This window comes from Sphingomonas populi (genome assembly GCF_004208535.1).
Lineage (GTDB): Bacteria > Pseudomonadota > Alphaproteobacteria > Sphingomonadales > Sphingomonadaceae > Sphingomonas > Sphingomonas populi.
In genome coordinates, this window is record NZ_SGIS01000020.1 from 25,181 (window position 1) to 38,938 (window position 13,758).

General features: G+C 63.4%; 12 protein-coding genes. 7 read left to right on the plus strand and 5 right to left on the minus strand.

The features are described from left to right. Positions 1-194: 194 nt before the first annotated feature. From EWE75_RS13735 to EWE75_RS13745, 3 genes are all read left to right on the plus strand, one after another. A complete protein-coding gene (locus EWE75_RS13735) occupies positions 195-1,787 on the plus strand; it encodes a serine hydrolase (RefSeq protein WP_165388381.1) in 1,593 nt (530 codons plus the stop codon). A 14-nt stretch (positions 1,788-1,801) separates the two neighbouring features. Continuing rightward, positions 1,802-2,584 carry a thiosulfate dehydrogenase gene (gene tetH / locus EWE75_RS13740; protein ID WP_130158421.1) on the plus strand — a complete coding sequence of 261 codons (783 nt, stop codon included), beginning with the start codon at positions 1,802-1,804 and terminating at the stop codon, positions 2,582-2,584. 97 nt (positions 2,585-2,681) lie between these two features. Next, the gene (locus EWE75_RS13745; protein WP_165388382.1) at positions 2,682-3,500 is read left to right on the plus strand and encodes a CPBP family intramembrane glutamic endopeptidase; all 819 of its coding nucleotides are present in this window, start codon (positions 2,682-2,684) and stop codon (positions 3,498-3,500) included. Between the two features lie 478 nt (positions 3,501-3,978). Here the strand turns inward: EWE75_RS13745 and EWE75_RS13750 are convergent, their stop codons facing one another. From EWE75_RS13750 to EWE75_RS13770, 5 genes are all read right to left on the minus strand, one after another. Further along, positions 3,979-4,326: a carboxymuconolactone decarboxylase family protein gene (locus EWE75_RS13750; protein WP_231708349.1), complete on the minus strand. Its 348-nt coding sequence runs from the start codon at positions 4,324-4,326 to the stop codon at positions 3,979-3,981. A 36-nt stretch (positions 4,327-4,362) separates the two neighbouring features. Then, a complete protein-coding gene (locus tag EWE75_RS13755; protein WP_130158425.1) occupies positions 4,363-5,694 on the minus strand; it encodes a c-type cytochrome in 1,332 nt (443 codons plus the stop codon). After that, complete coding sequence (locus EWE75_RS13760; protein WP_130158427.1) at positions 5,691-7,847, minus strand: xanthine dehydrogenase family protein molybdopterin-binding subunit; 2,157 nt, start codon at positions 7,845-7,847, stop codon at positions 5,691-5,693. The genes EWE75_RS13755 and EWE75_RS13760 overlap by 4 nt, the downstream gene beginning before the upstream one ends. After that, a complete protein-coding gene (locus EWE75_RS13765; protein WP_130158429.1) occupies positions 7,840-8,295 on the minus strand; it encodes a (2Fe-2S)-binding protein in 456 nt (151 codons plus the stop codon). Before EWE75_RS13765 ends, EWE75_RS13760 begins: the two co-directional genes overlap by 8 nt. A gap of 371 nt (positions 8,296-8,666) precedes the next feature. Next, on the minus strand, positions 8,667-9,353 hold the full coding sequence (locus tag EWE75_RS13770; protein WP_231708350.1) for a response regulator transcription factor: 687 nt from the start codon (positions 9,351-9,353) through the stop codon (positions 8,667-8,669). Between the two features lie 241 nt (positions 9,354-9,594). On the opposite strand from EWE75_RS13770, the gene EWE75_RS13775 reads away from it, so the two are divergent. The 4 genes from EWE75_RS13775 (at position 9,595) to EWE75_RS13790 (ending at position 13,693) form a co-directional block, all read left to right on the plus strand. Continuing rightward, entirely contained in the window at positions 9,595-10,689 is a 1,095-nt protein-coding gene (locus tag EWE75_RS13775) for a Zn-dependent alcohol dehydrogenase (RefSeq protein WP_130158431.1), read from the plus strand. Positions 10,690-10,701: 12 nt separating this feature from the next. Then, a complete protein-coding gene (locus EWE75_RS13780) occupies positions 10,702-11,334 on the plus strand; it encodes a glutathione S-transferase N-terminal domain-containing protein (protein ID WP_130158433.1) in 633 nt (210 codons plus the stop codon). A gap of 86 nt (positions 11,335-11,420) precedes the next feature. Beyond that, positions 11,421-12,827: an aldehyde dehydrogenase family protein gene (locus EWE75_RS13785; RefSeq protein WP_130158435.1), complete on the plus strand. Its 1,407-nt coding sequence runs from the start codon at positions 11,421-11,423 to the stop codon at positions 12,825-12,827. A gap of 11 nt (positions 12,828-12,838) precedes the next feature. Next, the gene (locus EWE75_RS13790; RefSeq protein WP_130158437.1) at positions 12,839-13,693 is read left to right on the plus strand and encodes an aldo/keto reductase; all 855 of its coding nucleotides are present in this window, start codon (positions 12,839-12,841) and stop codon (positions 13,691-13,693) included. Positions 13,694-13,758: the final 65 nt, after the last annotated feature.

A 13,758-nucleotide genomic window follows, 5' to 3' on the forward strand; every position in this document is an offset into this window, starting at 1 on the left:
AAACACAAAACGGGTGCGCGGAGCCGCCCGAAGTCGAGGCCAACACCTACCGTTGTACAGGCCGCTCCACGCTTGCGTCGAATGGTGGGATCACGCCGCAGCGGCAAAACCACTCCTGAAATCGGTAACGCGACCCCTTCGCGTTCGCAGTTTGGAGGATCCTGAGAATGACGCGGACTGGTTGGTTGAAGAGGATGGTGCTGGTGTCGGCTCCGGCGATGATCGTAGGCGGCGGCGTGCAGGCTCAGACCGCGCCGGTGCCCCATCTCCCGATCGAACGCGGGTCCCCGAACCTCTCGCTGCACGGCGAGACGATCGACGCTCTCATCGCAGCCTTCATTGCCGATAACGATCTACCCGGCCTGACTCTCGCCATCGTGCAGGCGCCCTACATCCCGCGCTCGTCCGGATATGGAAAAGCGAGCCTCGAGTTCGACGAACTCGCGTCGACGAAGACGATGTGGAACATCGGTCCGATCACCCAGGCATTCACGGCCGTCGCGGTCATGCAACTGAAGGAAGACGGCAAGCTCAACCTGTCGGATCCGATCTCGACGCACGTCGCGGGCCTGCCGGCGGCCTGGGAAAAGGTCACGATCCTTCAACTGATGCAGCATAGCTCTGGCATTCCTGACTATCGCCCCAAGCTGGACAACACCAAGCGCTATGCGCCGCTCGAGCTGATCGATCTGGTTCGTTCGGCGCCGCTGCTCTTCAAGAGTGGAACCCGGGTGCAGATGAGCGCCACCGACGCGACTTTGCTGGCGCTCGCGGTCGAGCATGCGAGCGGGATGCCGTACCGGGACTATATTCGCGTCAATCAGATCGAGCGCGAAGGCCTCCTGAGCACGATGTTCGCCTCCGATTTTGCGAAGTCGGCGAAAATCGATCGACCGGCCTCGCATCCGAACGACAACCAGCACTCGCACTTCAAATCGGAAGTTCCGTTCATCAACCCGGTCGAGCCGGCGACGGGCTACCAGTTCATCGACGGGCATATGGTCGCGGTCGCACCCGAAGCGTCGTCCAATCTCTTCGGGTTCGGTGACCTGTGGTCTTCGGCGGAGGACATCAGCAAATGGGACATCGGTCTCGCAGGATCGACGCTGATCAAGGACGCTGCCGACCGGGACGTCGTGTACATGCCGGCAAAGCTCGCCAACGGGACGGTCGTGCCGGCGATGATCGGATGGGAGTTCACCCACCATCCCGGATTCATGGAGGTGAAGGGCAATTCGCCCGGCTTCAGTTCGTATCTCAGCCGCTTTACCGAGTCAGACGAATTGGTCTGCGTGACGCTTCTGACGAACAAGGAAGGCGTCGATCTGACCGTCCTCGCGCGGCAGATCGCGGCGGCCTATCGCGGTGAGACCGGTCCGGACGTCGACCAGCGCCAGATCGTGGCCCAGGAAAGCAAGTTCAATCCGGCGGATACGATCGCCCGCATCAAGAGCAGCCTGGCGGCAGCGAAGGTCCCGATATTCGCAAGTGTCGATCACGCCGAGAACGCACGCGGCATCGGCCAGCAGCTTCGCCCGACCACCGTCATCACCTTCGGAAACCCGAAGGTCGGGACCAAACTCATGCTGGAAAACCAGGCGATTGGCCTCGACCTCCCTCTGCGGATGCTCGTCTGGCAGGACGCGCAAGGCCGCACCTGGATCGGCTATCCCAATCTCGACACGCTCGCCGACCGTTATGAGGTGAAGGCCCCAGCGACGATCAAGATGATGACCGGCTTTATGGACGGCATCGCCCGGCATGTCGCCAATGTCTACGCATATTGAGAGGGGTTGGCTCTATGCATGATATCTCGATCAGCAGGCGGCGGACCTTCGGCCTGCTTGGCGGTGCTGCGCTACTCGCCTCGGTTCCTCAAACGGTGTGGGCCGCAGATCTGGCCTCAGGCGCGGATGGGTTGGCGCCCGGCGCCCCGATGCTCGCGGAGCTGTCCAGAAAGCTCGCCGCAGCCCCTCGCAGGCGCAGTTTCGCCACAGTGCCCTTCATGATCGACAGGCCCGAACTTTGGGATCATGAGGCCTCCGCGCTCCTGCTTGGCTACCGGGGAACCCGGACGCAGGTTTGGGAGAGCTCGGATGTCGCCGCACCATGGCTGAACCTGATGCGCGAAGCGATGAACGGGCAGGCCTTTGCTCATGGTCACCCTGACTTCCTCGCTGTCGCGGCCGTGCATGGGTCGGCCCATCTCGCACTGTTCAACCAGGACCTGTGGGTGAAATACAGTCTCGCTGCCAATATCGGCGGGAAGCCGGCGGAGAATGTCTTCGTGCGCGAGGCCAGCGGCGTTTCCCCTTCCGACGACCGGCAGAAATTGGGTGGCTTCTACGGTCCCGCGAACAACAACATCGCCTCACTGCAACGGCGCGGTGCCGTGATGGTCGCCTGCCATGATTCGATTCACGCGATCGCGCGCGGCATCGTCGCGAAACAGGGGGGTGCCCCCGACGCGATCGCTGCGGATCTGACCAACAATCTGATCCCCGGGGTCGTGCTGGTTCCGAGTGTCGTCGCCTATCTCATTGAACTGCAACATGTGGGCTTCACCTATGCCAAGGGCTCCTGAGCGCCGGACACCGGCGGCAGACCGGGTTAGTCGCGCCGCTGATCTCGGGCAGAACCTGCCCGCGCCTAGCGGTGTGCTCCTGGGCAAATGGCGCCCATTGCGCAGCCTGCTGTGGCTGGCCGCACTGATGGTGGTCCTTGTGGCAATATTGTCGCTGCAGTCGATCGTCCGCAGCTTCACATCGAATGCAACCGTGATCCTGATGATGGCCTTCGTGACGGTCGTTCTCGCCTATGGCGCATACGGAATGCTGGTCCGCTGGGGCGAGCGGCGCACGGTCAGCGAACTGGCTCTCACCGCTCTGCCCGCCGAGTTAGGGCTCGGCATCGCCATCGGTGTCGCCATCATGTCGGCGGTGATCAGCCTTCTCTGGCTGGTCGGCGTCTATGACATCTCGGCCGGCAGGTGGACGGACTGGCCCCATGACATTCGCGAAGCCCTGGGCACCGGGCTGCTGGAGGAATTGCTCGCCCGCCTCGTCATCTTTCGGCTCCTCGTCAGCGCCTTTAGCGTCAAGCCGGCGCTCATTCTATCTGCGGCGCTGTTCGGCGCTGCCCATTTCTTCAATCCTGCAGCATCGGTATCCTCGACGATCGCGATAGCAGTAGAGGCAGGCCTGACGTTCGCCGGATTTTACCTGCTCACCGGCCGCGTCTGGATCTCGGTCGGCGCGCACGCGGGCTGGAACTTTGCGCAGGGCGCGATCTTTGGCGCGCGTGTTTCCGGAATGGCAAGCGACGGAAGCCTCCTCGTAAGCGTGCCCCGATCAGGCGCACCCTTGTGGCTAAGTGGCGGGAGCTTCGGTCCCGAAGCCTCGCTCGTCGCGGTTGCGATCGGTCTCGGCGTGTTTCTCTTCACGATGCAGCTCACGGGCGCCAGTGCACCAGCACAGCGCGGCCTGCAGAGGGTCGGCTAGTGCTGTACGGGCCAGCCTTCGACCAGCCGGTAGCCAGGCTGCATGCAGAAGGCCGCTACCGGTCTTCATCGATATCCTGCGTAACGGCACGAACTTCAGGGCTCCGATACGCAGAAAGATGATGGCAATGACAATCTGCACGGTGCAGATGCCAATACACTCTGAACGCGAGACAGCGGTGAGTGGAAGCCCCGATTGATGATTATATTCATCGCATTGTCTTCTTTCACGCACGCCTCTGCCTTCTGAGTGGCTGCGGGCGATATGGTGCTCGGGGGGGTGCCGTTGATCTAATTGCGCGGATCGCAGCAGAGATCGGGTACAGTTCCGAGGCCCCCATGGGCAAGGTGATCCGCCCAGATATGGCGTCCGACCAAGCAGATTTTGTCTCGCCGAACTGGAAGCCCGGAGCCATGGGCAAGAGCAGGTCCGGGCACGAGATGAAGCTCTCTGACCCAGACCTTGCCCTTTGGCGCGATCAGGCTTCCGCTGCTGCCCCGAAGGCATCCATCGCGCGGGTTGAATAAACCAAGCCCGCGCCAGCGTTCAACGCGATCGCGACCCCCAAGGCTTCGGTCAGTTCGTCTTCGCTCGCACCCGCTTCACGCGCGGCTTTTGTGTGGACGGTGATGCAGCCGTCACAGCGCAGCGACACCGCACACGCGACCGCGATCAGCTCGCGCGTCTTCTTGTCGAGATGGCCGGTTTTTTCCCCGGCGTTGCTCAGCGTCGCATATCCGCGCGTCGTGTCAGGCGAGATTTTACCGATCGCGCCGACCCCCGCGAGAACCTGGTCGCGGTATCCGTTCCAATCCATCATGTGCATGTGACGTCTCCTGGTTTGGCGAAGCCGCGGTCGCGGCTATTCTTCGCGCATCTTTCGGACATCGGCGGCCGAGACCCGCGACGGCTTCGCGCCGAAGCGCGCCGTCACATAGTTGGCGACCGAAGCTATCTCCTCATCGCTGTAAGCAGCGCGGAAGCTCGGCATGAAGGCACCGCTGTGCTCAGGCGAGCCGATGCCGTTCAAAATCATCATGGCCACGTTAGCCGCACTTGCATCGTTCACCGCCCGGTTGCCGGTCAGTTGCTGATCCGGCGTCACCGCCCCGCGCCCACTCCAGGCATGGCAACTGGCGCATGCGCCTTCGAAGAGTCGCTTCCCGCCGGGATTGTCGCTGGGCCCGGCGCTTGCGACTGCGGGTGCTGGTCCCGCCATCGCCGGCGAAGCCTTGCTGCTGACCGGTGGGATCGTGCGCAGATAGGTCACCATCGCGGCGATATCGGTCGGCGTCATCCGGCTGGTGCTCAGCGCGACCGCTTCAGCCATTGGGCCGGATGCCACACCGCGTCCAAGCGCATGGCCCTTGGCGAGGTACGAGGCCAGATCGGTCGGCGACCATGCGCCTATCCCGCTCAAACGATCGCCGGTGATATTGTAGGCGTTCCAGCCCTCGGCCTGCCCGCCTGCAAACTTCCGACGGGTGTTCATCGCCTGCATGAGCGTGCGCGGGGTGTGGCATTCTCCGCAATGGCCAGCCGCTTCTACCAGATACGCGCCGCGATTCCATTGCGCGCTTCGCTCGGCGACGGGTCGGAAGCGCGTGTTCGGATTGAAGAAAGTCCCCCAGATCGCCATCAGCCAACGCTGATTGAACGGGAAGCCGAAGCTGTTGGGCATGTTCTCCTGGCGAACCGCCGGCACCGTGCTGAGATAGCCCCGAATGGCCAGCACATCCGCATCGGTCAGCAGGGTGTAGGATGCGTACGGAAAAGCCGGATACAGTCGCTCGCCAGCCCGGCCGATGCCTTTGTGCACGGCGCGCAAGAATTCCGCATTGGTCCAGGCGCCGATACCGGTCTCGCGATCGGGCGTGATATTTGGCGTGTAGATCGTACCGAAGGGGAGTTTGAAGGGCCGCCCGCCCGCAAAGGGCTTGCCGCCCTTCGCAGTGTGGCAAGCTGCGCAGTCCGTCGCTTCGGCGAGATACTTGCCGTTGGTCACCGGATCGGCGTTCGCCAGCTCCGCGGGGACGCCAGTGATGCTCGCGCCCTGATACTGCGAGAGATCGACTTGGTGCCCGCCTGCGAAAGCAAGCGCGGAGGGAAGGAAAAGCAGCCGCCAGGCAAAGACCACAGCGAATATCAGCACGGCCGCGCCGAGCAGCATCCAGTTGCGCCGACGCGGTGTCATGCCTGGAGATCCTTGGCGATCAGCGCCTGATCGATTGGCATGCGCATAAGTTGGACACCCGTCGCGGCATAGATGGCGTTGCAGACGGCCCCCTGCACGGAAACCGTGCCGGGCTCGCCGATACCGCCCGGCGCTTCGGCGTTTCGCACGACATGCACTTCGATCCGCGGCATCTCGTCCATGCGCATGACCCGGTAATCATGGAAATTGCTCTGCTGAACCCGACCGGCGACGAGCGTGATGCGGCCGTGGAGGGCTGCCGAGAGCCCAAAAACCAGGCCCCCCTGAATTTGCGAGATGATACCGTCCGGATTTACCGGCGTTCCACAGTCCACCGCAGTCGTCATGCGGGTGACGGAAACCGCGCCATCGTCCGCCACGATGACCTCAGCGACCGTGCAGAGGTACGTCCCGAAGGCAAACTGCAGGCTGATCCCACGACCCGACCGCGGTGGGAGCGCGCCGCCCCAACCCGCTTTCTCAGTCGCGATGTCGAGCACAGCCCGTGCCCGGGGATGTTTGCCGATCAACACGCGGCGAAAGGCAAGCGGATCCTGTTTCGCCTCGTGCGCAACGCGGTCCACGAAACTCTCGGTGGCGAAGATATTAAGGTTCGGCCCGACGCCACGCCAGAACGCGGTCTGCACGCCGCGCGGTTCGTGGCGCACCCACGTGACAAAACTCGATGGAAAGTCATACGGCGTCTCAGCCGCGCCATCGACGGCATCGTTGTCGATCTTGCCATTGAACGCCGGCGGCAGCCAGCGACCAACCACCGTTGGCCCAACCGCCTTGTGCGACCATGCAACCGGCTTCCCGTTCTCGAGCTTCGCTTTCATCCAGGCGCCATAGACGGAGCGATAGGGCGCTTTCCCGATGTCCTCCTCACGCGTCCAGACGACTTTTACCGGCCCGTCGACAAGGCGCGCGATCCTGACGGCCTTTCGAATGCCATCCACCTCGAGGCGACGACCGAAGCCGCCGCCGATCAGATGGTTGTGGACGGTGACCTGTTCCGGTGTGAGGCCCGCTTCCTCAGCGGCGGCGCGCTGGGTCATGGTCATGACCTGGGTGCCGACCCAGACTTCGCAATGACCCGGCGTGATGTGAACGGTGCAGTTCATCGGCTCCATCGGCGCGTGCGCGAGGAGCGGCAACTCGTACCTCGCCGAGATCACTCCATCACCGATCAGGCTGTCGCGCGCGCCGGTATCGACGACGATCGCGCCCTCCGAACGCCCTGCTTGTTCCAGGTCGTTGTACAGCGTCTCGGTGGAAACGTTGGCAAAAGCGCCGTCATCCCAGCGAATATCGATCGCCGCCAGGCCGCGCATTGCCGCCCAACTGGTATCGCCAACAACCGCGACCAGATCGTCCAAGACGATAATCTGTCGGACGCCGGGCAGAGATTTCGCCTGCGAGTCATCGATCGCCAAAACTTTGCCGCCATAGACGGGAGGAGAGGCGAGCGTCGCGAACCGAACCCCTGCAGGCATCGCATCGATACCGTATCTGGCTCGGCCGTTGGTCTTCTCGGGCGTATCGAGCCGGCGGTGCGAGTGACCGATCAGGCGGAATTTCGAAGGATCCTTGAGAACGGGCTCGGTGGGCGGCGTTTCGCGCATCGCCGCGCCCGCGAGCGCACCGTAGGTCAGGCTCCGACCGCTGGGATCGTGGAGAACTGCACCCGCTTCGGTACGGCAACTTTGCGGGTCAACGCGCCAGCGTCGCGCCGCCGCCGCCACGAGCATCGCGCGCGCACTCGCTCCGACCTTTCGCATCGGCATCCAATAGCCCATCATCGACGTCGAACCGCCGGTCGCCTGGACCTTGAAAATCGGGTTCCCATAGAGCTTGTCGCTTGCCGGTGCCGCCTCAAGCACCACCCCGTCGAGCGGCAGATCGAGCTCCTCTGCGATGAGCATGGCGAGGCCGGTGTAGATTCCCTGACCCATTTCGGTCTGCGGCATGATCAACGTCGCCCGCCCGTCGGACGCGATACGGATGAAGGCGTCGGGTTTGAAGGTCGCGTTATCGCCTGGCGCTGCGAGGGCCACATCGGCTGACCGAAGATTGACGCCGAGAAAGAGCGCGGCACCGCCGAGTGCGCCGGTACGCAGGATTTGCCGTCGGGAGAGGACCGCGTCAGCCATGTTGGGCGGCCCGCTTGATGCCGTCGCGGATACGAACGTAGGTTCCGCAGCGACAGATATTTCCCGCCATGGCCGCATCGATATCCGCATCATCCGGTTCGGGATTGGCAGCCAGCAGGGCGGCGGCGGCCATGATCTGGCCAGACTGGCAATAGCCGCATTGGATCACATCGAGATCGAGCCACGCTTGCTGAACCCGTGCGCCCACCGGAGTGGAACCGACGCCTTCGATGGTCCGAACGGCGCGGTCGCCAACCTCGCCGACCGGCAATCGGCAGGAACGGACCGCGACCCCATCGAGATGCACGGTGCAGGCCCCGCACTGGGCGATCCCGCAGCCGAATTTCGTGCCCGTCATGCCAAGCAGGTCGCGAAGAACCCAGAGCAGCGGCGTGTCGGCATCGACCGCCACCTCTGTCATCTCATCGTTCACTCGCATGCTGACCATGGCATTCTCCGCTTCGGCGAAGACGCTATGCCGGTGACGAGGGCGGGGAACAGACGTACGACGGTATGGGATACCATGCGTAGGTGAGCTTTGGGCAAGGTCGGACTGGCGCGTGCGCCAGCGCCCGAGCGGCGCGAACCGAATAGCCGGGCTCGCCTCAGCAACAGCAATGAAGGGGTGCTGATCACGGCCTGTCGCGCAACGGATGTTCTTGGGGAAACCTTCGGTACGATCATCGCCGCCGCGCCCGTCACATTCGGACCATGGCGAGGAAGCTCCGTGAATTGGACGAAGATTTCCCGAAGTGGGAGGGTGTGCCTATTTACGGTAGGGGCACGCCTTCCGGGCGCTGACGCGGCCCTGGCAGGATTTCAGCCGGCTCCGCCTCCAGCGGTCCCGGACTTGCCTGACAGCAACTCGACCTTGCGAACCATATCGGCGACCGAAACAGATTTGAGTTTGCGCCCGGCGCTCGACCGATGCATTTTTACGGTGATTTCGGTGATACCCAACTCATAGGCGATCTGCTTGTTGAGCAGCCCGCGGGCAACGCCACGCAATACGTCCATCTCGCGCGGCGTCAGGCTTTCGGCCAGCACCCGCACCTCGTTGCGCTCGCTGTCATTGAGGCGCCGCTGCCGGTCGTGCCGCAGTGCCTCCGCAACGGCATCGAGCAGTTCCTGCTCGCGGAACGGCTTGGGCAGAAAATCGAGAGCGCCAGCCTTCATCGCACGCACCGACGTCGGAACGTCGGCATAGCCAGTGATGAAAATGATGGGGATGTTGACGCCGTCCTCGGCCAGGCGCGCCTGAAGATCGAGCCCGCTTGATCCGGGCAGCCGAAGGTCCAGAATGAGGCAGCTCGGCCTGTCTGGCATGTCATGCTTCAGAAGCTCAGCCGTAGAGGCGAACACCAGCGTGTCCATGCCGACCGAGTTGAACATGTCGGTCAGACTCGCCCGGATATCCGGATCATCATCTACCACGAGCACGAGAGGTAAAGCGTCCACCGGCCTGTCTTCCGTCGTTCGTAGAGCGACCTGCGTTCCTGCTTGCACGACCGCCCTCCCTATACACCTCTGCTACGGTTTTACCCTAACTGCGCGATACAGGGCACACCAGCGGACAGGGGTTGGTCCGACCCATACTTCAGTATGGGGTCGCCCACCGATCGTACCGCATACCTCCTGCACATCGCCCCATACCGGCGTACGGATGGATGCTCGCCGATATTCCCGCATTCTAAGGCCCTGACCGGCGCTCTCGTCCGAGCGCCCAAAAGACACAGGAGCCTGGAACATGAAAGCTGCGGTCCTCAACGCCAACAAAGGCCGATTCGAGATCGAGGACGTCAGCATCGATTCGCCCAAAGGGCGCGAAGTGCTGGTCGAGGTCAAAGCCTGTGGCCTGTGTCACTCCGATCTTCACCTCGCCGAAGCCGATTTCGGCACGCCGCTCCCGGCGGTCCTTGGTCACGAGCTCGCCGGCGTGGTCAAGCAGGTCGGCCCCGACGTTCGCGAACTCAAGGTCGGCGATCACGTCGTCGGATCGCTGGTGCAGTTTTGCGGCCACTGCGTATCGTGCCTCTCGGGACGCACCTATCAGTGCGAGAATCCGCAGGAGACCATGCGTCCGGCGGAAGACGGGCAACGACTGACCCGGACGTCCGATGGCCAGGCCGTGTACACCGGATTTGGCACTGCTGCCTTCGCCGAGCAGACGCTGGTCCACGAGAACCAACTCGTGAAGATACCCGATGCGGTTCCCTTTCCCCAGGCATCGATCCTCGGATGTGGCGTGATCACAGGCGCCGGCGCTGCGATCAATACGGCAGATTTGAAACCGGGGGAAACCGCAGTGGTGATCGGGGTCGGCGGGGTCGGCCTCAATGTCATCGCCGGCGCGAAGCTTGCCGGCGCCGATCGCATCATCGCGATCGACACCCAGCCCCAGAAAGAAGGTCTCGCCCGCAAATTCGGGGCGACCGACTTCATCAACGCCAGAGACGGCGACGCTGTCGCCGCAGTCAAGGCCCTCCTTCCGCGCGGCGCTGATCATGCCTTTGAGGTCATCGGGCTCGCGCCCACTACCGAGCAGGCGATCCAGATGGTTCGCTCGGGCGGCTCGGTCTATCTGATTGGGCTGCATCGCCCGGGTCAGACGTTCCCTCTGGCGGGACTCGACGTGATCATTCGTCAGATCGATCTCAAAGGCGTCTTCATGGGATCGAGCAACATCAAGCGCGACATCCCGATGTTTGCGGACCTTTATCTGCAGGGCCGCTTCAACCTCGACGACCTTGTCTCCCGCGAGGTCAACATCAGCGAGATCAACGAAGCGTACGAGGATCTGAAGCATGGCGCGATCGCCCGCTCCGTGATCACGTCGTTCTAAGGGCTGCGGATCGTGAAACTGTACACGCATCCCGGCGCCAGTTCGCTTTCGGTTCACATTGTGCTGCGCGAGATCGGGGCCCCGTTCGAGCTGGAAGTGGTCAACGTCACCCAGAAGCGGCGCCCCGACGGCACGGATTACCGGGCCGTGGCACCGCGCGGCATGGTGCCACTTCTCGAACTGGACGATGGGAGCCACCTCACTGAGAATCTCGTCCTTGCACAATATCTGTGCGACCGGGCCGGCCGGCAGGACCTGATGCCGGCGGCTGGTTCCATCGCGCGCTACCGCGTCATGGAATGGCAGAGCTTCACCGCAGCTGAACTCCATAAGAGCTTCGTTCCCCTGAATTGGGAGATTGACGATGCCATGCGGGCACTCGTGCTGGCCCATATCAATCGTCGCCTCACCGTCGCAGAGCAGGATCTGACCGGGCCGTTCCTGACCGGAGAGACCTTCACGGCCGCGGATGCCTATTTCTTCGTTATTGCCAGCTGGACCCGTTTCTACGGCATCTCGCTCGAACCCTATCCCAGGATCTCCGCGCTGCTGGCCATCGTCGGCAACCGTGCCGCCGTTCGCGCGGCCCTGCACGCGGAAGGACACGGGATGGTCGATGTGCCCGACCCGTCGCCCCAGCCATGAGTTCGCTCTGGCCGCGCACACGACACCCGACAGCCAGGGCGCGTCGCGCTCGATCGATTGCAACACAGATATTCGGAGACCGGACAATGACCCACCGCCTTTTGATCGACGGCGTACTGACGGACGGTGCGTCGACCATCGATGTGATCGATCCGACGACCGGCCGCGCCTTCGCGCAGGCGCCCCGTGCGAGCAAGGCGCAGGCCGGGAAGGCGATCGCGGCAGCAAAGCGCGCCCAGAAAGGATGGGAGGCACTCGGTTATGAAGGGCGCCGCCCGTATCTAGAGCGCTTCGCAGAGGCGATGGCCGCCAATACCGATCGGATCGCCGAGACTCTCACCCGTGAACGCGGCGGCCCGATCGCCGATTGCCGTTTCGAGGTCGGCCGGGCGATGGCTGCCATCGCGCATTTCGCGGGTCAGCGGCTAGAAGATCAAGTTCTCCGCGAGAATGCGAACGAGCGGATCATCGAGCAGCGTTACGCCCAGGGTGTCGTCGTCGCCATCATGCCCTGGAACCGGCCGATGACCCTGCTTTCGTTCAAGCTCGGGCCGGCGCTTATTACCGGCAATACCGTTATCGCCAAGCCGGCACCGTCGACACCCCTAAGCACGTTGATGCTCGGCGAACTGGCGGCAGATATTTTTCCCGCCGGTGTGTTCCAGACGCTGGTCGACGCTAACGACCTCGGTCCCCTCCTCACAAGCGATCCCGATGTCGCCCATGTGAGCTTCACCGGCTCGACTCCGACCGGGAAGAAGGTGCTCGGCTCGGCGGCGGAAACGCTCAAGCGCTTCACGCTCGAGCTCGGTGGCAACGACGCGGCGATCGTCCTCGACGACGTCGATATCGAGTGGGTTGCGGACAAGATTTTCGCCGCAGCGTTCATCAACGCGGGCCAGGTCTGCTACGCAACAAAACGCGTTTACGCCCCGCGCGCGCTAGCCCAATCGCTCGCCCAGGCACTGGCGAAACGCGCCGACGCGGCCGTTCTTGGCGACGGCTTGGATCCGGCGACGACCATGGGGCCGCTGCAAAATAGGATGCAGTACGAGAAGGTTCTCGAATTCATCGAGTCCGCGCGCGCCGAAGGCGGCACGTTCCTTACGGGCGGCGAGCCCACCGGCTCCGGATACTTCATTCGGCCGGCCATCGTCACCGGGCTGCCGAACAGCGCCCGGCTCGTCCAGGAGGAGCAATTCGGACCCGTGCTCCCCATTCAGGTTTATGACCAGGTCGACGAGGCGATCGCGCAGGCCAACGCCAGCGACTTTGGGCTGGGTGGGACGATCTGGGGTGCCGATATCGACCGCGCCGTTAAGGTCGCCTGCCAGATCGAGACCGGCACGATCTGGGTCAATCAGCATATGGCGCTGCCGCTCGACGTGCCGTTCGGCGGCGCGAAAGAATCCGGCATCGGCCTGCAAAACGGGATCGAAGGGATGGAAGACTTTACCCAGCGCCGCGTCCTGAACGTGAAGCTGGGAGCGTGAGGAGCATGACCATGGAAACGAAGACGTTCGCGATCGGCGGCGACATGACGGTCCGCCGTCTCGGATTCGGTTCGATGCGGCTGGCCGGGCCAGGTGTGTGGGGTCCGCCGCACGACAGGAAAGCTGCGCTGGAGACGCTGCGCCGCGTGCCTGAGCTTGGGATCAACCTGATCGACACTGCCGACAGTTATGGGCCGGACGTGACAGAGCCGCTGATCCGCGAGGCGCTATTTCCCTACGCGGCTGGCCTTCATATTGCGACCAAGGCTGGCTTACGACGGGCGGGACCGGACCAGTGGCAGCCGCACGGCGATCCCGACTATCTGATCGCCCAGGCGCACCGCAGCCGTGAATTGCTCAAAGTGGATCGCATCGATCTTTGGCAGCTACATCGGATAGATCCGGCGGTCCCAGCAGGCGAGCAGTTCGCAGCGATCCGCCAACTCCTCGACACAGGCGTGATCCGTCATGCCGGATTGAGCGAAGTCGGTGTTACGCAAATCCGGGCGGCACAGCGCATCTTCCCCGTCGCAACCGTTCAGAACCGCTACAATCTTGCGGACCGCGCGAGCGAGGACGTGCTCGATCACTGTGAGGCGAACGGGATCGGGTTCATTCCATGGTTCCCGCTTGCGGCCGGTCGACTGACTCAGTCCGGATCGGTCCTCGATCGGATCGCCCAAGCGCATGGCGCGACGTCGGGGCAGATCGCGATCGCTTGGCTGCTGCGCCGGAGCCCTGTGATCCTCCCCATCCCGGGGACCTCGAAGGCGGCACATCTCGCAGAGAATGCCGCGGCCTCGGACATCCCGTTATCCGACTTGGAATTCGAGCAACTCGACCAGGCAGGCCGCTCGGCCACCTGAGGTTGAGCCGGTCCGCGCCCGCGGACCGGCCGCAAGAAATTCTCATCGCCGGCTCGCGGTGACGA